This window comes from Dyadobacter sp. CY312, assembly GCF_021390535.1.
GTDB lineage: Bacteria > Bacteroidota > Bacteroidia > Cytophagales > Spirosomataceae > Dyadobacter.
Genome location: NZ_JAJUXG010000001.1, coordinates 426,582 through 446,940 on the forward strand (window position 1 = coordinate 426,582; position 20,359 = coordinate 446,940).

At 42.9% G+C, this 20,359-nt stretch carries 17 protein-coding genes, 1 tRNA gene and 1 pseudogene; 11 read left to right on the plus strand and 8 right to left on the minus strand.

Going from position 1 to position 20,359, the window contains the following annotated elements; translation table 11 throughout:
• The first annotated feature begins 8 nt into the window (after positions 1–8).
• The 4 genes and pseudogenes from LZG71_RS01855 to LZG71_RS01865 all read left to right on the plus strand — a co-directional run bounded on the left by LZG71_RS01855 (position 9) and on the right by LZG71_RS01865 (position 4,658).
• The gene (locus LZG71_RS01855) at positions 9–3,071 is read left to right on the plus strand and encodes an efflux RND transporter permease subunit (RefSeq protein WP_233816400.1); all 3,063 of its coding nucleotides are present in this window, start codon (positions 9–11) and stop codon (positions 3,069–3,071) included.
• Positions 3,072–3,191: 120 nt separating this feature from the next.
• Positions 3,192–3,965, plus strand: a complete 774-nt coding sequence (locus LZG71_RS01860; RefSeq protein WP_233816402.1) for an SDR family oxidoreductase — start codon at positions 3,192–3,194, stop codon at positions 3,963–3,965.
• Between the two features lie 134 nt (positions 3,966–4,099).
• Positions 4,100–4,225 (plus strand): annotated as a pseudogene (locus tag LZG71_RS30675) (DUF4833 domain-containing protein); the annotation flags it as partial.
• A gap of 28 nt (positions 4,226–4,253) precedes the next feature.
• Positions 4,254–4,658 carry an ester cyclase gene (locus LZG71_RS01865; RefSeq protein WP_233816404.1) on the plus strand — a complete coding sequence of 135 codons (405 nt, stop codon included), beginning with the start codon at positions 4,254–4,256 and terminating at the stop codon, positions 4,656–4,658.
• A 146-nt stretch (positions 4,659–4,804) separates the two neighbouring features.
• On the opposite strand, the gene LZG71_RS01870 is transcribed toward LZG71_RS01865, so the two are convergent.
• A complete protein-coding gene (locus LZG71_RS01870; RefSeq protein WP_233816406.1) occupies positions 4,805–5,695 on the minus strand; it encodes an RDD family protein in 891 nt (296 codons plus the stop codon).
• A gap of 209 nt (positions 5,696–5,904) precedes the next feature.
• Positions 5,905–5,977, minus strand: a tRNA-Lys gene (locus tag LZG71_RS01875).
• 515 nt (positions 5,978–6,492) lie between these two features.
• Here LZG71_RS01875 and LZG71_RS01880 point away from each other — a divergent pair.
• A complete protein-coding gene (locus LZG71_RS01880; RefSeq protein ID WP_233816408.1) occupies positions 6,493–7,992 on the plus strand; it encodes a YfcC family protein in 1,500 nt (499 codons plus the stop codon).
• 20 nt (positions 7,993–8,012) lie between these two features.
• The gene (locus LZG71_RS01885; protein ID WP_233816410.1) at positions 8,013–9,230 is read left to right on the plus strand and encodes a DUF418 domain-containing protein; all 1,218 of its coding nucleotides are present in this window, start codon (positions 8,013–8,015) and stop codon (positions 9,228–9,230) included.
• Between the two features lie 25 nt (positions 9,231–9,255).
• On the opposite strand, the gene LZG71_RS01890 is transcribed toward LZG71_RS01885, so the two are convergent.
• The gene (locus LZG71_RS01890; protein WP_233816412.1) at positions 9,256–9,987 is read right to left on the minus strand and encodes a YggS family pyridoxal phosphate-dependent enzyme; all 732 of its coding nucleotides are present in this window, start codon (positions 9,985–9,987) and stop codon (positions 9,256–9,258) included.
• Entirely contained in the window at positions 9,984–10,700 is a 717-nt protein-coding gene (locus LZG71_RS01895; protein WP_233816414.1) for an AAA family ATPase, read from the minus strand. The genes LZG71_RS01890 and LZG71_RS01895 overlap by 4 nt, the downstream gene beginning before the upstream one ends.
• A gap of 707 nt (positions 10,701–11,407) precedes the next feature.
• Between LZG71_RS01895 and LZG71_RS01900 the strand changes: the two genes are divergently transcribed.
• The 3 genes from LZG71_RS01900 (at position 11,408) to LZG71_RS01910 (ending at position 14,342) form a co-directional block, all read left to right on the plus strand.
• Positions 11,408–13,189 (plus strand): ABC transporter permease, encoded by a 1,782-nt coding sequence (locus tag LZG71_RS01900; protein ID WP_233816416.1) that lies wholly within the window; start codon positions 11,408–11,410, stop codon positions 13,187–13,189.
• An 11-nt stretch (positions 13,190–13,200) separates the two neighbouring features.
• On the plus strand, positions 13,201–13,833 hold the full coding sequence (locus LZG71_RS01905; protein ID WP_233816418.1) for an ABC transporter permease: 633 nt from the start codon (positions 13,201–13,203) through the stop codon (positions 13,831–13,833).
• A gap of 182 nt (positions 13,834–14,015) precedes the next feature.
• Positions 14,016–14,342 (plus strand): hypothetical protein, encoded by a 327-nt coding sequence (locus LZG71_RS01910; RefSeq protein ID WP_233816420.1) that lies wholly within the window; start codon positions 14,016–14,018, stop codon positions 14,340–14,342.
• Between the two features lie 159 nt (positions 14,343–14,501).
• On the opposite strand, the gene LZG71_RS01915 is transcribed toward LZG71_RS01910, so the two are convergent.
• The gene (locus LZG71_RS01915) at positions 14,502–16,085 is read right to left on the minus strand and encodes a Na+/H+ antiporter (RefSeq protein WP_233816422.1); all 1,584 of its coding nucleotides are present in this window, start codon (positions 16,083–16,085) and stop codon (positions 14,502–14,504) included.
• A gap of 248 nt (positions 16,086–16,333) precedes the next feature.
• Positions 16,334–16,459 carry a hypothetical protein gene (locus LZG71_RS30425; RefSeq protein WP_255712639.1) on the minus strand — a complete coding sequence of 42 codons (126 nt, stop codon included), beginning with the start codon at positions 16,457–16,459 and terminating at the stop codon, positions 16,334–16,336.
• A 588-nt stretch (positions 16,460–17,047) separates the two neighbouring features.
• Here LZG71_RS30425 and LZG71_RS01920 point away from each other — a divergent pair.
• Positions 17,048–18,019, plus strand: a complete 972-nt coding sequence (locus LZG71_RS01920) for a methylenetetrahydrofolate reductase (protein ID WP_233816424.1) — start codon at positions 17,048–17,050, stop codon at positions 18,017–18,019.
• A gap of 137 nt (positions 18,020–18,156) precedes the next feature.
• On the opposite strand, the gene LZG71_RS01925 is transcribed toward LZG71_RS01920, so the two are convergent.
• Positions 18,157–19,263: an NADH:flavin oxidoreductase gene (locus tag LZG71_RS01925; RefSeq protein WP_233816426.1), complete on the minus strand. Its 1,107-nt coding sequence runs from the start codon at positions 19,261–19,263 to the stop codon at positions 18,157–18,159.
• Between the two features lie 113 nt (positions 19,264–19,376).
• Positions 19,377–19,679, minus strand: coding sequence for a helix-turn-helix transcriptional regulator (locus LZG71_RS01930; protein ID WP_233816428.1), 303 nt, complete (start codon positions 19,677–19,679; stop codon positions 19,377–19,379).
• Positions 19,680–19,831: 152 nt separating this feature from the next.
• Here LZG71_RS01930 and LZG71_RS01935 point away from each other — a divergent pair, with 152 nt between their 5' ends.
• On the plus strand, positions 19,832–20,221 hold the full coding sequence (locus tag LZG71_RS01935) for a RidA family protein (RefSeq protein WP_233816430.1): 390 nt from the start codon (positions 19,832–19,834) through the stop codon (positions 20,219–20,221).
• The last annotated feature ends 138 nt before the right edge of the window (positions 20,222–20,359 follow it).

The window sequence follows — 20,359 nt, forward strand, 5'->3', positions numbered from 1 at the left end:
TCAAAGCAATGAAAATTACCAGTTTCGCTGTTAAAAATTATCAGTTCACCCTGATTATTTTCCTTCTGGTTGCTGTTGTCGGCGTGCTGACGCTGCTGACCATGCCACGCTCGGAAGACCCGACTACCCATCCGCCACAATATCTGGTCACGGTAATTTACCCTGGCACGAGTCCCAAGGACATGGAAGAACAGGTGGTTAAACCTATCGAAAATAAAATTTACGGTCTGGAGAATATTGATAAGATCCTGACAACGGTGGAAGACGGTGTAGCCGCCATCCAGATCAAGTTCAAATATGGCGTTGATGTGGACAATAAGTACCAGGAAATTTCCACGGAAATCAACGCGCTGAAAAACAGCGAGCTTCCAAAGGAGATCTACCAGATCAAGACCGAAAAAATCGCTTCCTCCGATGTGAAAATCATTCAGGTTGCACTCATATCCAATACGGCCTCGTCTAAAACATTAAGAGACAATGCAGATATCTTAAAGACTAAACTGGAAAAGATCACCAACCTTCGGGAGGTGAAATACACCGGTATGCCAGAGCAGGAAATACGGATTGATTTGCAGCTGGATAAGCTTGCACAGCTGAAAATCCCGATGAACCTGGTCGCAGGCAGTTTGCAAAGTGAAGCGGCCGACATTCCCGGCGGAAGCATCCATATGGACAGCAAGGTTTTTAATGTCAAAACCAGCGGCAAGTTCAAAAATGCAGAAGATGTTGCCAATACGGTTATCTACAACGCCAACGGGAAAATAGTGTACCTCAAAGACGTTGCACGGGTGAGCTACAAGGACGGAACGGTCAGTCACATCACCCGCATCAACGGACAGCGCTGTATTCTGGTGACCGCTGCCATGAAAAACGATGTTGACATCAGTCAGGTTAAAGAACAGTACACACCTGTATTGGAAGAATTCAGCGAAATACTGCCTGCAAACATCAAAATGGTCAAAAACTTTGATCAGGCCGATATGGTTTCCAAGCGGCTAGGCCACCTGGGTTTTGATTTCGGACTGGCCATTGTGCTGGTGATCGTCACGCTGCTGCCCTTGGGTTTCAGACCATCGCTGATCGTAATGATCTCAATTCCACTCTCGCTCGCTCTTGGTCTTATCGCGATGAACCTTTTGGGTTACTCGCTCAATCAGCTCAGTATTGTTGGTCTTGTGGTCGCATTGGGACTCTTGGTTGACGACAGCATTGTAGTGGTTGAAAATATTGAAAGGTGGCTCAGGGAAGGGCATTCCAGAAAGGATGCCGTCCTGAAAGGAACCCGGCAGATCGGGGCAGCCGTGGTTGGTTGTACTGCCACACTGGTCATTGCATTTTTACCATTGGCATTTCTGCCAGATATGGCAGGAGAGTTCATCCGCAGTCTTCCGATGGCGATCATTACCAGTGTACTGGCATCGATGATCGTAGCGCTGACGCTGGTGCCTTTCATTGGAAGCAAGATCCTGAAAACCCATGAGCACAGCGAGGGTAATTATTTCCTTAAAAAATTGCAGGGCTTTCTGACCTTTTCCTACCGTGGGATCATGCCCCTGGCCTTAAAGTGGCCAAAGGTAACGATCGGTATATCGCTTGCATTGAGCGTACTGGCATTTTTACTTTTCCCCCTGGCAGGGTTTAAACTTTTCCCTACCTCAGAAAAACCGATGTTTCTGATCAACATTAAAATGCCTTTGCAAGCCAACATCCCCGAGACTGACCGGGCAACTAAGCTGGTGGAAACGGAGCTGAAAGAGCATGAGGAAATCGTTTATTATACCTCCAATGTAGGAAAAGGTAATCCGCAAATTTATTACAACGTTCATCAGCAAGATATTAAACCGGACTTTGCACAGATTTTTGTGCAATTGGAAGAAGAAACAAGTCCGGATGCCAAAACGCAGCTGATCAAAAGATTAAGAGGCAAGTTTGGCGATTTTCCTTATGCCAAAATAGAGGTAAAGGATTTTGACCAGGGTACCCCGATTGAAGCCAATATCGTGGTAAGGGTTTTCGGAGATAATCAGGATACGCTGCGCGCACTTACCTTCAAAGTGGAAGAGATTCTGAGAAAACACCCGGGCACCTTTTTTATCAACAATGAGCTGACCACCTATAAATCGGATGTGAAGATCAGCATCGACAAAGAAAAGGCCAGGACATTGGGCGTGATGACCAGTGACATCGATAAGGTGATCAGAATGGCCGTTGCCGGACTAAATGTCGGAGATTATATTGATGATAGGGGCGATGCCAGAAATGTGGTCATCACCATCCCGCGTAACAAGTTCTCAAATCTGGATGCATTGAAAAATCTTTATGTAAGCAATATCCAGGGTGCCCCGGTACAGATAGACCAGATTGCAACCATCGGTTTTGAAACCTCGCCAACGGCTATTAACCACTTCAACAAATCGCGGTTTGCCAAGGTTACTTCTCTGACAAAGGATAACATGCTGGCCAACGATATATTGAAAGATGTGGTGCCACAGCTCAACAAATTGAAAATGCCGAAGGGTTATTATTACAAATTATCCGGTGAGGCCGAATCAGAAGGCGATGCGCTGGGCGGAAATTTCCTGTCGGTTATCATTCTAAGCACATTTCTCTTTATTGGCGTGCTGCTCTTACAGTTCAAAACCTTCAAGGGAATTATCATTGTCTTATCAATCATCCCACTAGGCGTTTTAGGTGGTGTGGTATTTCTGCTGATGACCGGCAACCCGATGTCGCTTGTCTCGATCATTGGCTTTATCGGGCTCTCAGGCATACAGGTCAAAAACTCGCTGCTGCTGGTAGACTTTACCAACCAGCTCAGAGCAGAAGGTAAAAGCATAGAGGAAGCGATCAGCATTGCCGGTGAAACCAGGTTCCTGCCCGTGGTTCTTACTTCGATAACGGCGATATGCGGTCTGATCCCGATTGCAATGAACCCCAATCCGCAGATAGCGCCACTTGCCATAGTACTGATCGGCGGACTGATCAGCTCAACGATACTATCGCGGATCGTTACCCCGGTGATGTACAAGCTCATCCCGCCAAGTATTGATAATGAAATGGATGATGAGTGATAAATGATGGAGATTTGGATGGTACATACGTAGTCCCTGCAAACGAAGATTCTGATTTTTTGAAATAGTGCATGCCCGGTTCAGACGGGCCAAATATTAATAATTTAAATTTTACAGAGAATGAAAAAATACATATTGCTCACCGGTGCATCATCCGGTATTGGCTATGAGATGGCCAATCAATTGGCTGCGAAAAAATTGAACCTGATCCTGGTCGCCCGTACCGAATCCAAATTGCAGCAGATGCAGGCTGAACTAACAAGTAAATATGGCGTAGATGTTGAGTACTATGCTGCCGACCTCTCTGATGTAAATGCTGCGATGAGCATCTACAAGGCGGTCAAACAGGAAAAGTTTATCATAACCCACCTGATCAATAATGCAGGTGTAGGCAACTATGGCCATTTTACTGAAACGTCTCTGGACGAAGAACTAAGCATGATTCAGTTAAACATTTCCAGTCTGGTGGCACTTACCAAGCTCTTTGCACAAGATATGGTCAGCCGCAAGTCCGGCCGGATCATGAATGTAGGCTCGGTGGTTTCATTTTTACCAATGCCTTATTTTTCTGTTTATTCTGCTACCAAAGCTTTTGTAAAGGCATTCAGCGAAACACTTGATGCAGAATTGGAAGGCACTGGTGTTACCGTTATCTCTCTGTATCCAGGTACCGTAGATACTGGTTTTACCACCGCTGAGATGGCATCTACCAATCTTCATAAAACCAAAGCCATGCATCCCAAAGAAGTGGCAAGCCAGGGTGTAGAGCATCTGTTAGAAGGAAATGGAAAAAAAGTAGTGGGTTTTCAAAACTGGTTCAACTCTAAACTCCCAAATTTTGTACCTGATGGTATCATGATGAAGATTAAAAAGGGACTGGCCAGTCAACGTTAAAACCAGGTTTCAAATGAAAACAACAAAATTGTTGCTGCTAATGAGCTTGACACTGGTTGGCCTGGGTGGAATGTGGTAAAAGCGCTGGCATTCCCAAACAGGTCAAAATGAAAATGAGTTAGCAGACCTGTGAGCTTAAAAGGGTGTACATCCGCATTACAGGCGGAAGTGCCCTGGCGCCGGATATCGAGTACATCGAATTCTATGGGCTTGACCCGCAAACACTCCAACTGATCACCGAGCGCATTGATCTGCGGTAAGTTTCACTTAATAAATAGCTAAGTAAGAATGAACAATATGGCTATGCTAAAAGCGCACCACGCTGAATCACAGTCTAATCCGGATGTGGATTTGGTGGTAAAGTACCTCGACAGGGTTTGGAACCAGAAAAGGTTCGCAGAGCTATCAGTCTATCTGGACGATGACTATATAGATCATTCCATGCCGCATGTCTCTGTTCGAAACAAGGATGGGCTTTTGCTTTACCTGCACGAGCTGACCCGGACAGTTTCGCATACAACAGAAATAGTCGGACTGACCACTTTGGGAGAATTGGTTATCTGCCATATCAGGATCAGTGTGAGCGCAGTTTGTATGACAGATGAGGTCAGCGGGAGAGCCGAGGTTTTTTATGGATACAGAACGTTCCGGATGTGCAACGGCAAGATCGCAGAGCACTGGGAGATTATCTGATCGAGGAGGTCGAAGTCAATTGTGAGACAACTCTGCTGCTCCGGTTGGCAAACTCATAGAGTTATAACTATCAATAAGTTGTAATCACGCATGCCGGCGAATGTATTACCTACCGGAAAAGTTTCAAGTATCACACAAAATAATCTTTAAGGTTTCTGAGGCGTCCAGTCTATCGGAACAATCCGTATCTGAATACTTCCACCTGTTTTATAAACGTACTTGATTTGACCAACGAAAGTTCTTTCAGGGAACTTTGAAAATAGCACCGGCTTGGTTAACGATTCTAACCTTTCAAAGTCTTGGTCGCTTTCAAGATAATTTTCCTTAAGCTGAATTATTAAAGAAATATATTTCGATGGACTGTTCTGAACCTGGTCATAAACTCTAATGCTAGCAGATAAGTACTGTCCCAGGCTATCGGCAAAAAGCTTTTCCGCCTCCTTGCTTGCCAGGTCATTATACGAGGATTCAACAAAGTCTATTTTCTTTTGTTCAACCGAAGAAATGAGGTTTTTAAAGGGTAATACTAGCAACAGCATAAGCCCGTATGCTATCACAACTGAGATTAGCACCTGCCCAATTTGAACCCTAGGCTGTTCAATTGCTTTGTCACAAACAACTAGTTTAGTACCCGCAATTCTGTCGCCAAGTCGTCTACTGGTATTTGTCAATGTTACTAATGCTTCAATCGGCCATAGTACAATTGACAAATTGCGTACAAGACATTTCATAGGGCTTGCCGACAACCCTGTTTCATTATCAACGACTCGTAACTTTAAAATTCGTTTTACAATACTCTGACCACCAATACAGTCTTTGCAAAAATAAAATGCAAAGCCAAGTAGGTTAACGTACAAGAATGAACCACCCAAAAAATCAACACTTTGTTGTTCATGTGTTACTTCAAAGGCGTCTGCAAAGGTATAAATCATACCGGGGAGAGAAAAGACAACTGCGATCATGGTCATAAAGAAATGATCTAATAACATCGACCCCAGCCTGGTGCCTACGGAAATTTGCTTGGAAATATTTGCCATTTAAGTTTAACTGAAAGGGTTTGGATGACTTCCAAAATGGTTGATGATACCATCATTCAAGACTATCATAAATCTTCGGAGGGTCAACAAATATAACCTGTATACTATTGGCGAAGACGGGATAAATAAAAAATTTCACTAAAAACACAGTGAATTAGCAGGCATAAAAAATGGGACAAATCTTTTGGATATAGATTTGTCCCATGAGGTGATCCCGCTGGGATTCGAACCCAGGACCCATACATTAAAAGTGTATTGCTCTACCAGCTGAGCTACGGAATCGCTTTCGACTTTTTTTAAAACTGATCGATTCCAGTTTAATCTCAACTTTAATCTTTTGGCGAATATCTCTATTAACTTTCAGACTTGCGATACCAGATGTTGTTTCCGTTTCGTTGTATCGTGGTGCAAAAGTAGTAGTTTGTTGGTTCAATCCAAATTTGTGACAAATATTTTTTTTAAGTTTATTCATCACAAACAGCCAATATTCTCAATTTGAAAGGTTTAAAGCTTGAAAAAAATTTTAATTTATTTTTAGATACGGTGATAAGAAACAAGTGACAATCTATTAAAATCACAATTCTTCTCACGATACTACCGCTCAATAGATAAGTTTTGATGTTTTAAAGCCTGATTCGTAACTTCTGCGATATTTCATTTATCAGGTTTGCTTAATCAAATGACCAATGAAGCTCGGATGTGTTGTTACCCGTCCGTGTGAACCTGGTACCGTCATCCTGATTCAGGAAAAAACACGTAATGCACGATTACCTGATTCACTCCTTCCACCCAATTGAATGAAGAAAAAGTCATTTCCACAGCCACTTACGATTCTGATGGTTGCAATTATACTTGCCGCCGCAGCTACCTGGCTAATACCAGCAGGACAGTACGAAAAACTCAAGATGGTCGACAACAAAACATTTTCCATCACCACTGTAAGCGGCGACTCCATTTTACCATTCACGCAGGAAACGCTTGACAGACTCGGCCTTGCAATTCCTTTGGAGAAATTCAAAAATGGAGAGGTACTCAAACCAATCTCCATTCCCCATACGTACAAAAAAGAAGATAGCAACCCGCAAGGATTTATCCGGATTGTGCAGGCTCCCATTAAAGGTATTTACGATAGCATCGATGTAATTGTCTTCATTCTCGTAATCGGCGGATTTATATTTATTTTTAATGAAACCAGGGCCATTGAGAAGGGAGTCGCTTCGCTTGCCTTCTCAATGAAAGGAAGGGAGCCTTACCTCATTGTGGTCCTTACGTTTATTTTCGCATTTTGCAGGGCAAGTTATGGGATGGAGGAGGAGGCATTGATGTTTTACCCCATTCTGGTACCCGTTTTTTTAGCTGCCGGTTACGATTTACTGGTCCCACTGGCGATAATCTTCGGAGGGAATTCCGTAGGTGGAATTGCTGCCTTCTCTAATCCGTTTTCAACGATTATAGCTTCCAATGCTGCCGGCATCAACTGGAAAGACGGTATTTATGAACGTCTGATACTATTCGTTTTATTTACTTCCATTTTTATCTGGTATATTTTACGTTATGCTGCCAGGGTGAAAAAAGATCCGACAGCCTCACTGGTATACAAAATTGATGGGGTGGTGGCACCTCCCTACGAGGCAAATCCCGGCGTTCAGGCTGCTCCTGAAAAGTTACAAATGAAAACCAGATTGCTCCTGTTGGTCTTTTTCGCTTCGTTTGTAGCCATGATCGGCGGAACGTTATTTCTTCAATGGTGGACGCTGGAAATGTCTTCTCTGCTTTTAGCTGCCTCCGTTCTCACGGCGCTGGTCGCCGGTATGGACGAACGCACTTTTATCACTTCCTTTGTCAGAGGTGCCGAAAGTTTATTGTCCGTTGCATTTATCGTTGGGGTGGCTCGTGGCGTAACAATCATTCTCAACGATGGCCATGTGAGCGATTCAATTCTATACTACACCGGCAATTTTGTTTCTCAGGTTCCGCCAGCGGTTTTTATTCTTCTGCTTTTTGCCTTCTTCATTTTCTTCTCATTATTCATCACCTCCACTTCTGGTATGGCCGTGTTAACCATGCCGATACTTGGCACATTGGCTCTTTTGGTCAACGTACCTGGAAGTGAAATCGTCAACGCCTATCTGTACGGGATGAATCTCATGTTTTTTGTATCGCCAACTTCTTTGCTGCTACCATCGCTTGCTTTGGTAAATGTGAGCCTCAAAGTCTGGATACGGTTCATTATGCCTCTGCTTGCTATCCTGACTTTGCTTTGCGCTTTATTTTTAGTGACCAGTATTTATTTGTAACAAGGAAATATGATCTCAACATGGAAAAATCTTTACATCCCACTTCCGTAAGCGAACGCCAAAGTTTGCTTGATATTCTCCGGGGGTTTGCTTTACTGGGCGTTTTGCTCGCCAACATGGTTTCTCATTCAGGGTACTTCTTCATATCTAAGTCGGGCCAGGAAGCGTTGGGTACCTTGGAAGTAGATCACTACGTTGAATGGGTGGAGCATTTTCTAATTGATGGAAAATTCTATTCCCTGTTTTCACTTCTTTTCGGAATCGGTTTCGCTTTGCAAATGAAACGGGCATCGGCATCCGATGTTCATTTTACATCTCGTTTCCGCCGTCGCCTTTTTATTATGTTTGTGATCGGTTTGCTTCACGCGGTATTGCTGTTTGTCGGAGATATCCTAACTGTGTATGCTTTAACCGGATTTGTGCTCATCCTCTTTCGCAACGCACCGGACAAGATCCTCCTGCGATCTGCAATAATCCTATTTCTGCTGCCCGTACTGCAGTATGCTGTTTTCTGGGGCATCAATCTTATAAATCCTTCGCCACCAGTAGTAGAGGAGGGACCACGTTTTCTGGACGAAGTCATCCGGGTATTTCAAACGGGAAGTTACCTCGAAATCATCCAGATGAACACCGGCGGCCTCATTATGGGACGTTACCCTGATCTTTTCTTTACGGGCAGGTTTTTTAAAGTTTTAGCCATGTTCCTGATTGGCTTTTACGTTGCTAAAAACATGATTCATTCAAACCTTGGTGAAAATCGCCGACTTTTTCGCAGGGTGATGATTTGGGGAGCAGTCATTGGTATACCCTGCAACCTTGTGCTTGCCATGATGATGACCACGGAAGCGTACTACAATCTGGAACCTACGGGAATTATTCAGTCGTTGGTATATGCTTTTGGTGTGCCGGCTCTTGCACTTTGTTATGCTTCCATTTTTGCGTTATTGTACCAAAATCCGGAGTGGAAAACGAAGCTGATGATTTTCGCTCCGGTTGGCCAGCTTGCGCTTACAAACTATCTCATGCAGTCGCTGCTTTGTGCCATCATTTTTATGAGTTATGGATTTGGTATGGAAGCAAAAATAGGTCCGGCCAGGCTTTCGCTAATAGCACTGGGAATCTACGTTTTTCAGATCGTTTACAGTCATTTATGGATCAAAGCGTTCCATTTTGGCCCAATGGAATGGCTTTGGCGTTCACTAACTTACAAGAAACGACAGCCATTCAGGAAGCAGTAAGGTCGTGATTTTACCGTTTTAATTATCAGGCATGCTCATTCCAATAAAAACTGTCGGGATAAGTTCTCTGTCCGAATATTGCCGTTCCAACCCGTACCATTGTAGCTCCCTCTTCAATGGCAGTTTCCAGATCTCCACTCATTCCCATAGACAGCTCATCAACCGACACGTTTGGAATATTTTCGGACATGATTCGCTGTTGTAACGTTTTCAGTAATTTAAAACATGCTCTCACTTTTTCAGTCTCTGCGCTGAATAATCCTATTGCCATCAAACCTTTTATCTTCAAGGTATGGAGTTCTGAAACCTGCTTAACAAGCTCCAATGCTTCATCTGGATGCACGCCAAATTTGCTTTCCTCATCCGAAGTATTTACCTGTATGAAAACAGAAATGGTTTTATTTTCAACTAACAGCCGCTGATGTAACTTTTGGGCAAGATCCATGCGATCCAAAGATTGTATACAGGTTATATCGTATTTGAGAATATCCTTAACCTTGTTGGTTTGCAGATGCCCGATGAAGTGTTTGTCGTGAGGAACTGATTTCAGACTTTCGTACTTTTCCTTTACTTCCTGCACCTTGTTTTCTCCGATTAATGTCTGACCGGCCTGCAATGCGATTTTGATATTTTCAGCTGTTACGGTTTTGGTGGCGAGCAGCAACCTTACTTCTTTGGGATCCCGCCCGCATTTGATGCAGGCAATCTCTATTCTTTCAAGAATCACTTGCAGATTCTCCATAACATGTTCACTCATGGTACAATTTCTTGTTTTTCTAATTCTTCAATCAACATCGACTTCACTACGGTATGGGCGTAATCCTTTGCCTCTGCGAACGATACATCGTACCTTCGGGTAATGGATTGCAAATGATTTGGAAAAGCCGACAGAATTTTATCATAATATTTATCCAGCGTGTCTCCCGAAGGCATTTCGAAATCCATCTTTAACTGGAAACGCCTCAACAGCGCCGTATCAATAACTTCGACATGGTTTGTGGCAGAGATCAGCAAGGCGTTTTTCGGATAATAATCGATCAACTGAATAATGGAATTGACAAGCCTTCTCATTTCTCCAACATCTTTTTCGTCGTTGCCCCGTGCTTTACCTATCTGATCGAATTCATCCAAAAACAGAATCGCCTTCTCTTTTCCCGCTTTTTCAAAAACCATTCTGATATTTTGTGAGGTTTCTCCAATTCTCGCACTCACAACATTACTCAGGTTCAATGTGATTAGATTCTTTTTTAAAGCATTCGCTATCGCTTTTGCTGTAATCGTCTTTCCGCAACCAGAATTTCCATGCAGCAAAATCTTGTTGTTTACAGTCAGACCATATTTGTGAAGTTCCTCTACATACTTGTGCTCTTTAATCAGCTGTAAAACCCTTTGCTTATTTCCCCGGCTAAGTAATACATCTTCCAAATCCACAACTTCCTTGTCGTTAATAATCAGGTCTTGCAAGTTCATTTGAATATCAATATGCTAATGGCATTTTAACTGTGAAAGAACGATACTACCAGCCCTGGCACCTTGTCAGGCTGGCTTTATTCAACCTAAAAGTAATTCATTCGAGGATTGCACATGTCATCCATTTTTTAATAACCCTGCTAGTCCAGTTGGGTTCACCAGCTCAGTGCAGCATTGATTCAACATTAATCGTCAATCGAAATATAACAGTTGGCGATGTTTCGTGGCCAACCATGGGTAACTGAAAACGATCTAAAAGAAGGGTTCGTTGATAGAAGTTAGTCTCAGATATAAAAGCAAAAAAGAGATCCGGAAATTCCAGATCTCTTTGTTAGTAAACCCTCCACTACTAGTTTTGTAGTTTCCTTTAGACGCGATATTTCGATCAGGTCACACCAATACAAAGTATTTTCTACGCCAACATTAAAAAATGTCGATTTATAAAGTATAAACTATTCAATATCAATCAATTATTTTAGCAAAAATTACCAGAAAAAGTTACTGATTTCCATCAATTCCAGTAAATAGAAAGCAAATATCACCTTTTTACATTGTACGATTTCAGGATATATTGTTCATAATTGAACAATTTCAGCAATGCGCAAATTCTTAAATGGGTGATTTAAAAACAATTATGAATCCGGTATGAATTTTATTGATATTTCGACGTACATGAATGTTGATCCTTGTACTCTAAATACCTGATCATGATTGGAAGCTACTTTAAAACCTCCGGACGCAGTCTGATGCGCAACAAGCTTTTTTCGTCCATCAATGTCGTAGGTCTTGCGATCAGCATGTCTGTGGGCTTGTTGCTGATCGCATTCGTACTCGACCTTCGCTCGTATGACCGCTTTCATAATAATGGGGAGCGGATATATCGCATTACAAATGTAGCGACATTCAAAGGCGAGCAGGGAAGTGAGAAATACGCATCCACATCAATTAAGACGGGTAAACTTATAAGACAGAAAGTAACCGGCGTGGAAGAGGTCGCCATCTTGCGTAATGACTTTCTTCAGGATGCGAAGGTTGGTAATAAAGTCCTTCCCGTTAAAGGCTTTTGGGCAGATCCGTCTTTTTTCAGGATTTTTTCCTTTCCCATTCTGGAAGGCAATGCCGAAACTGCCCTTAAAGATCCTTATTCGATTGTCCTTACGGAAACATCCGCAAAAAAGCTGTTTGGAAAGGAATCCGCACTTGGCAAATCTGTAAGGTTCGATACACTCGAATACCAGGTGACTGGCATTATGAGGGATGTTCCATTCTTTTCCCACATCAACTTCGAAGCATTAATTTCCTTGTCCACAGCGGAACAGCTCAATAAAAATGACAAAGACTTTGGAAACTGGGCTAATATGTTTTCCAATTCGGTGTATATTATGTTACCTAAAAAGGCCGACATTAACGCCGTCCAGTCTCAGCTCGACGCCATTTCCCAAGAGGAAAATCTGGCAGAAAAGAACACAAGGATTCAGCTTGAGCTTCTCCCGTTGTACAATATTGTGGTAGGGGAGAGCATTCGTTCCGGCTCCATGAGTGGCTCCGTCGGCCCTCACATGCCACCCGTTGTGCTTTGGATATTGGCCGGTTTGGCGTTCATCGTGATATTATCGGCCTGTTTTAATTATACTAATCTTTCCTTAGCGCGTGCCATGCGCAGGTTTAAGGAAGTGGGCCTCCGCAAAGCCATCGGAGCTCAAAAAAGTCAGATAAGGCAGCAGTTTTTGACTGAAGCAATCCTGATCTCGTTGGGAGCGCTTGTTCTTTCATACTTTATATTCCTGCTTTTACGCCCACAGTTAATCAACATGGCCCCCGAGATGCAGCAGACTGTGAAGCTGGATCTTTCGCTTAATACGATTTTGGCGTTTGTAGTTTTTTCTATCACAGTAGGGGTTCTTGCCGGCTTCTTACCCGCTATGTTCTTTTCCAGAGTTAGTGCAATTCACGCGTTGGGAAATGTTTCGTCCGTAAAAGTCTTCAAAAACGTAACACTCCGTCGGGCTTTGGTAGTGATCCAATATACTGTGACACTGATCTTTATCACTACAACCGCCGTGGGTTACGTGCAGTATAAAAACATTCTTGGCTTCGATTTGGGGTTCAATACCGAAAACATCCTGAACATTCACATGCAGGGGAACAAGCCCGACGCACTCGTAAAAGAACTGAGCGAGCTGCCCGAGGTGAATGCAGTATCGCGGTCGCTTATCGTGACAAGCGTCGGCAATGCCTGGGGTGGACATATGAAGTACAAAGACTCACGTGACTCTGCTTTGGTAATGACCAATCATGTGGATGAAAATTATTTAGCACTGCACGACTACAAGCTCATTGCCGGCAGCAATTTCATATCCAAACCAACAGAGGCAGATGCGGTGAGAGAGGTCATTGTTAATGAAAAGGTATTAAAACGATTTAACATCAGTGCCGACGACCCGCAAAGGGCAATGGGCAAGAAATTACATTCAACAGTTTTGGCATAAAAAATCGAAGGATGACGATTGTAGGTGTGATGAAAGACTTTCATTACGGCAAAATGGATAACCTGATAGAGCCCGTCGCTTTCATGTTTTGGACACCAGGCGACGGAGCCGTAGTTAACGCCAAAATACAAAGTACTGATATACTGGCAACCAGGGCTCGGATCGAGTCTCTCTGGAAAAAGATCGATCCCGTTCACTCCTTCAAAGCTGAGTTTTACGAAGATGAAATAGAGAAGGCATACAGCGAGTTTTCTACTATGATCAAGATCATCGGTTTCCTTTCGGTGCTCGCCATTTCCATCGCGTCAATGGGACTCTTTGGAATGGTTGTATTCACAACGGAAACGCGCTTGAAAGAAATTGCTATAAGAAAGGTGATGGGCGCCAGCTCGGGTAATCTGGTGTACTTATTGAGCCGTAGTTTTTTAATGCTTCTATCAATTTCATCGCTCATAGCTTTACCTGCAACTTATCTATTCTTTGAAAAAATGTTCCTAACCAAATTCCCATACCACAAACCAGTACAAATTTTCGAACTGAGTGCTGGTCTGGTGGCGGTGTTACTGATCGCCATATTCATGATCGGTTCGCAAACAATGAAAGCAGCCGGGAGTAACCCAGTCGACGTTCTCAAAAGTGAATAAACCAATTTTTGTCAAGAATAGGCAGTTCGTCACGAACATCAGGATAGTGGAGGTAAATGCTACAATTACTTCATCGCTATACAAAGTCACACCATGAACTGGTATTTGTTGTGGATTATCATTTCGGGAATGCTTTTTTAATAGAAGTGAAAACACACAGAAACCTTTAAACCAAAAGTATCATGGCAAGCAATAGAATTGACGAAGAAGAATACGAGGACGATCTGCCGGGAAATTATCCAGCTAATGAGGACATATTTCGCCAGGGTCTTGTGGATCCGGATGTAGATCCCGAAGACACATCCAGGACAAAAATTCCACAGGATATTGATTCGGACGACTGGAACGAAAAATCCTTTGAGGAAGATCTGGTAGGTGACGATCTGGACGTTCCGGGCTCCGAGTTAGATGACCAGGATGAGGAGATTGGCAGGGAAGATGAAGAAAATAACTATTACAGCCTGGGTGGAGATAACCACGAAAGACAGGAAGAGAATCAGGGCGATTAATTTACCTGAGTTCCCAACACACACTGACGCACACAAAAAACAGATCCTGAAATCAATCGGGATCTGTTTTTTGTTTTGTTAAAATTCGTTGCAAAAGCAAGACACATTCTTGCAGAGAAAAATTAACAATTAGTCATAACAACCTCATTTATAATTATTTCAAATAATCTTCAATCTCTCTTCTTCGAGGTCAAGCTGATATAACTGCTGGCGAATAATTTCTTCGTTGATAGCTGGGTCCTTGTTAAGTTCAGAAAGATACTGCCGCTGGATTTCCAGGAGTTCAACAAAAATAACCTTTGTCTTTTCATTCATCCAGCTGTCGTCTGCCACCTTCGCTCTTTCTTCCCATTGTTTCAAAAATCTCTCCATACCTGCATGACCATTTACGTCGGACTCATATTTTTCTTTAAGGAATCCATACACATGCTTTTTCAGACCCTGCTTCATTGTTTTACGAGTCTGCTCTTCTCCCGATTCATAAAAAATATTGTCGAATAAGCGGCTTCTCCGAATAATGTAGGGCAAGGTAAGTCCCTGTACAACCAGTGTGAGCAAAATGGCTACAAAAGTAATGAACAAAATCAGGTGCCTGTGGGGGAAAGCCATGCCATTTTCCAGCGTTACAGGTATTGCCAAAGCTGCTGCCAAGGAAACCACACCGCGCATTCCGGTCCAGCCGAGCAGGGCAGGCATGAGGTATCGCCTTCTTTTGTTCCCTGCATGTGGTAATGCGCTGCGCCTGAAAATCAGCGTAGCGATCAAAGCTGCGTAGCTGCTGATCATCCTGGCTGCCACCAATATACCGGTCACCAATACACCATAACCAATTGCAGTGGATATGGGGATACCCTCTGACCTGATGCCATTCACAATTTCGGGAAGTTCGAGGCCAATAATGAGGAAAACAATTCCGTTCAGAACAAACACAAAGCTTTCCCAAACACTGTAACCTCTTATCCGGCTTGCACTGTTCAAAAATACAAACCGTTTTTCCGACATGTAAAGCCCACCTGCTACCACCGCCAGAACACCAGAACTGTGTACCTGCTCAGCCACCCAGTACACAACATATGGCTCTATGAGCGTCAGAACGGTATCAGACGGCGCGTCTGTTGGTAAGCGTTTTTGGGCTTCAACAAACAACCAGGCAAGCAGCAAACCAATTCCAACACCGCCGATAACCATCCAGAGAAAACTTACTGCTGCTTCCTGCCATACAAATTGCCCGGTACCAACGGCAACCAACGCAAATCGAAAAATGATAAGTGACGAGGCGTCGTTCAGCAGGCTTTCACCTTCAAGAATAGCGGATGTGGATCCGGGTATTTTCACAAACTTTGTAATAGCCCCCGTACTCACCGCATCGGGCGGAGAAACGATACCACCCAGCAGGAAGCCTAAAGCAATGGTGAATCCCGGAATGTAGTAATTCGTTACAATCGCCACCGATAAAGCTGTAAAGAACACAACCAGAAAGGCAAAACTGGTGATGATTCGGTACCATTTTTTCATCTCCTTAAATGAGATACTCCAGCACGCTTCAAAAAGCAATGGTGGCAGGAAAATGAAAAAGATGAGGTCAGGGTCAATTTTCACAGCAGGCAAACCGGGGAAAAAACTAACCAATAACCCTGCGACTACAAGTAAAATAGGGTAGGCTATTTTCAGTTTGGCAGCCAACATTTGTAAAAGAACAATGGCAGCAACCATTGCTAATAAAAAGGGTAAAATGCTGTGCATTAAAAGAGTTTGTTAAAATAAAACAATCTATTCAGTTCGTTGACTTTCAAAAATAACTGAAAGGACTCGGAATTGGTTGTTCCGAATGAATTTATAACATTCACCTCCTGATTATTTCAGTAATGATCAGCAATGTATTGTCTCATCCCTATAACTTGCTTACTTTCCCAACTTTTGAGATGTGCAACTACACAATTTTCAAACAACCTTTTTTATATGTGATCTTTCCGGTAACCTGTATCAGTGTACTACTGCATATCGGCCTCGGTATTGGAGCCCGAAAACGTTTCAAAAAAAGTTTCTTTGGCAATGCGCTGTATGGTTTTAAAATCTTCCTGTGAGGTTTCGGTCACGACCATTTGATTCTTATTCACTGATTTAAATACGGAACTTTCGATACCTGTATAATATGCCTGGCGGCATTTAAAAACACATTGACTCCGCACCCAAATCGCGTAGCGATTTAATATTGGTAAATAAGTCCCATTTTAGCGAAAACTAAATCCCAGCAGGGATGTAACAACAATAAATTACATCACTGAACCAACACGTTTATCAATGGTTACATACCTAACGGTATGTAACGTTCGTCTTGAAAAACGGCTACCGATATGGCATGCCTAAAGGCATTGACTTACTGTGACCACTGAATTCCCTAGGACTTTTGCCAAAAGAGTTGAAGATTAGGAATCTCTGGAATATGAGTCCTGCTTTTTTTATGTTTTATAAATATTATCATGGGAGCATCTTGTCTTATTCCATTATGAAAATTTGATTTTCAACCAGAATTTTCATCTTTTAACGCATACACTTATCATTCAAAAAAGATAAATAATCTTACAATTTTAATTTTGAAGATATTAAATCTAAAATTGCGTAAGTATGTAGAGAATATGTACTACATGTATAGTTTTGTGTAGATTTTTAATCCTTCATTGGATTCAAGCTTGACGATTATTACAATGTTTTTAGAAAAGATAAAAAATGCAGAATCAGGTGTGTTGCTTTATGGCATTACACCTCCAAAGGCCGGTACTACGGAAGAACGCGTAGCAGAAATTGCCCAGAGAACAATTGACCGGTTATCGGCGCTGGATATTGATGCGCTGGTTGTATACGATGTACAGGATGAGTCGGCCAGAACAAAAGACGAGAGGCCGTTTCCGTTCATCAATGCACTGGATCCGCTGACGTTTGCTTCTGAGCATTTAACTGCGTTGGAGATTCCAAAAATAATCTATCGTCCTGCCGGTAAATTTTCAGCCACAGAACTATCCAACTGGCTGGAAGAGTTGCACAAACAGAAATTCCATCCCGTTTTTGTGGGTATTCCAGCTCCCGATTATCCCGTAAAAACGAGTCTTCCGGAAGCATATAAAATCTGGGAGAAGCATCAGGAAACCTCTGTAATTGGTGCTGTAACCATCCCGGAGAGACACAAAGTTTTAAATGATGAGGACGTCAGGATTCTCGACAAGATGAATAGCGGAGTATCGTACTTTATTTCACAGTGTGTTTTTAATCTGGATTATGCCAAACAGATTATCGAAGACCTTGCTGCCAGTTGCGAAAGCAAGCAAATAAATCCTCCTACGATTATATTCACCATTACAGCTTGCGGCTCTGGCAAAACACTGGAATTTATGGAATGGTTGGGAATTCACATTCCTGAGCAAGTGAAAGACGATTTGAGAGCAGCGGATGACATGCTGGAAAAATCAGTGAACATCTGCATGGAAATTGCCTCGGCGCTCACAGACTTCTGCATCGAACGATCCATTCCATTCGGTTTCAACATAGAAAGCGTTGCGATTCGTAAATCCGAGATCGAAGCTTCTGTTGATATGGCACGGACAATCGGGCAGCTTCTCAGAAAGAAAGGATTAAGAAAGTCTTCTGATGATGTGGTTACAGAGGTGATGGATGTGGTTTAAATGTAAATTCCACCACCAAAACGACATTTTACACTGATATTAACACATCTTCCCTGGTGAAATGACAAAAATCACCCGATTTCACGAATTGTAAATCTTCAATCGTCGGAGTCGGGTGATTTTTTAATATACATCTGTTATTCCAGCACAAGCTGTCCCAGTGCTTCTACGCTAAAACCTTTCAATTCATCGGTACGTTGCTCGCGGATCTTTTTGGTCCAGGCAGGATCAGAAAGTAGTGGTCTTCCTACGGCAACAAGATCAAAGTCACCGCGATCCATTCTTCTGACCAGTTCGTCCAACGAACTTGGTTGTGAGCTTTCCCCGGCAAAGGCAGCCAGAAATTCACCTGTAAGACCAACAGACCCAACGGTGATGGTTGCCTTTCCTGTCAATTTTTTCGCCCATCCTGCAAAGTTCAGATCCGAACCTTCAAATTCAGGCTCCCAGAAACGACGCTGTGAGCAATGGAAAATATCAACGCCGGCATCCGCCAATGGATTTAGCCATGCCTCCATTTCTTCCGGAGTTGCTGCCAGTTTATTGTCATATGCCGAAGGCTTAAATTGAGACAAACGCAGGATCATCGCAAAATCTTCTCCTACCTGCCTGCGCACTTCCTTAATCACTTCAATTGCAAAACGGCTCCGTTCGACAAGTGTTTTTCCACCAAAAATATCAGAACGTCTGTTGGTCTCATGCCAAAAAAACTGGTCGATAAGGTAACCATGTGCGCCATGTAATTCTACGGTATCGAAGCCCAGCCTTTTGGCGTCGGCAGCTGCCCGGCCATAAGCTGCGATGGTGTCTGCAATGTCACTCTCGGTCATCGGTTGTCCATTCACTACGCCCGGCTTACCCATACCCGACGGACCTTCAAAAGGTTGTGATGGAAGCCAGCCCGAACGATGGTTGTCCATCACGCCCATGTGCCAGATCTGCGGACCCATTTTTCCACCAGCAGTGTGCACTTTGTCAATCACTTGCTGCCACCCGGCCAATGCTTGTTCTCCGTAAAAATGTGGTATGTTAGGATCATTGGAAGAGGATACACGGTCAATAACGGTTCCTTCTGAAAGTATCAGACCTACCTCGCCTTGTGCGCGGCTCGCATAGTAGTCGGCAACTGCGTCTGTTGGTACACCTTCAGGGGAAAAAGAACGGGTCATCGGGGCCATTACGATCCGGTTCTTCATATTCAATGACTTCAGGCTGAACGACCTGAAAAGCGAGTCTGTTTGCATAAACGAATAATTTTGAGTAGCCGTTGGCCATCAGCTTATTACCAATAAGCTCAATAACTACCAGATTGTTAATTAATTAGTTAATAAATACTGTCAGATAATTTGTGAGATAATTAAATTTCTGACTGAATGAGCCGGCTCAGAACCTGGAACGTTTCCTCATTACGCTGGTAATAAGTCCACTGTCCTACACGGGTTGACTTTACAAGTCCGGCACGTTGAAGTATAGATAAGTATTCAGATACAGTCGATTGCGTCAGACCAGCCTTTTGCTGTATCTGCCCAACGCATACACCGTGCTCAAAACCATAAACTTCCTGGCCAGGAAAGCTGGATTGAGGTTCTTTAAGCCAGTTTAGAATATCTAATCTGGATTTATTAGAAAGTGCCTTAAAAATTTCAAGTTGATCTACCATCTTTACATATCGACTTTTCCCGATATTCCTATTAACTGAGACAATATGACAATAGTTCTCTTGCCTGAATTAAATTTTCACCATTTTTAAAATAAAGTGGGTTTCTTGCTGAAATTGGCCATAAGTTCTAAGGTAAAACAAAAGCATATTTCATGAATAATTCAATCAGAACAATAGAAACAGAACGGGCTGCACCCGCTGGCGGACATTATGTGCAAGCGACCTTGTTTCAAAATCAGCTATATATTTCAGGTCAATTACCTGTGCAATCTGATGGACGACACACATTCGAAGAACCGTTCGGAATACAGGCCAGACAAGCAATCAGCAATCTTCTTGAAATCTTAAAGGCGGCTGGTGGTGAAGCATCAAATCTCTTAAAAGTGAATGTATACATAGTAGGAGTGTCCCATTGGCAGGAATTCAATTCAATATATTCGGAAATGCTTGGCGAGGAAAAACCTGCCCGTGCAATTATTCCGGTTCCTGAATTGCATCATGGATATCTCATCGAGGTAGACGCGGTGGCAGCAGTTTTCTAATCGGGGCTTTACGATTTCAGTAGAAATCCTTACACATTGTGAACCAGAATTTTGGTCCACTGAATAGTACGACCGTGAAAGATTGTGATGTCCGTAATCGTTTTGTTCTTAAGTCAGATAGCACAAGCAAGCTATTGT

Coding starts and splice junctions, on each gene's coding strand:
- LZG71_RS01900 (WP_233816416.1), top strand. CDS start 11,408: ATGATTGGAAGCTACTTTAAAACCTCCGGACGCAGTCTGATGCGCAAC.
- LZG71_RS01915 (WP_233816422.1), bottom strand. CDS start 16,085: ATGCACAGCATTTTACCCTTTTTATTAGCAATGGTTGCTGCCATTGTT.
- LZG71_RS01910 (WP_233816420.1), top strand. CDS start 14,016: ATGGCAAGCAATAGAATTGACGAAGAAGAATACGAGGACGATCTGCCG.
- LZG71_RS01905 (WP_233816418.1), top strand. CDS start 13,201: ATGACGATTGTAGGTGTGATGAAAGACTTTCATTACGGCAAAATGGAT.
- LZG71_RS01865 (WP_233816404.1), top strand. CDS start 4,254: ATGAACAATATGGCTATGCTAAAAGCGCACCACGCTGAATCACAGTCT.
- LZG71_RS01880 (WP_233816408.1), top strand. CDS start 6,493: ATGAAGAAAAAGTCATTTCCACAGCCACTTACGATTCTGATGGTTGCA.
- LZG71_RS01855 (WP_233816400.1), top strand. CDS start 9: ATGAAAATTACCAGTTTCGCTGTTAAAAATTATCAGTTCACCCTGATT.
- LZG71_RS01930 (WP_233816428.1), bottom strand. CDS start 19,679: ATGGTAGATCAACTTGAAATTTTTAAGGCACTTTCTAATAAATCCAGA.
- LZG71_RS01860 (WP_233816402.1), top strand. CDS start 3,192: ATGAAAAAATACATATTGCTCACCGGTGCATCATCCGGTATTGGCTAT.
- LZG71_RS01920 (WP_233816424.1), top strand. CDS start 17,048: ATGTTTTTAGAAAAGATAAAAAATGCAGAATCAGGTGTGTTGCTTTAT.
- LZG71_RS01890 (WP_233816412.1), bottom strand. CDS start 9,987: ATGAGTGAACATGTTATGGAGAATCTGCAAGTGATTCTTGAAAGAATA.
- LZG71_RS01935 (WP_233816430.1), top strand. CDS start 19,832: ATGAATAATTCAATCAGAACAATAGAAACAGAACGGGCTGCACCCGCT.
- LZG71_RS01925 (WP_233816426.1), bottom strand. CDS start 19,263: ATGCAAACAGACTCGCTTTTCAGGTCGTTCAGCCTGAAGTCATTGAAT.
- LZG71_RS01885 (WP_233816410.1), top strand. CDS start 8,013: ATGGAAAAATCTTTACATCCCACTTCCGTAAGCGAACGCCAAAGTTTG.
- LZG71_RS01895 (WP_233816414.1), bottom strand. CDS start 10,700: ATGAACTTGCAAGACCTGATTATTAACGACAAGGAAGTTGTGGATTTG.
- LZG71_RS01870 (WP_233816406.1), bottom strand. CDS start 5,695: ATGGCAAATATTTCCAAGCAAATTTCCGTAGGCACCAGGCTGGGGTCG.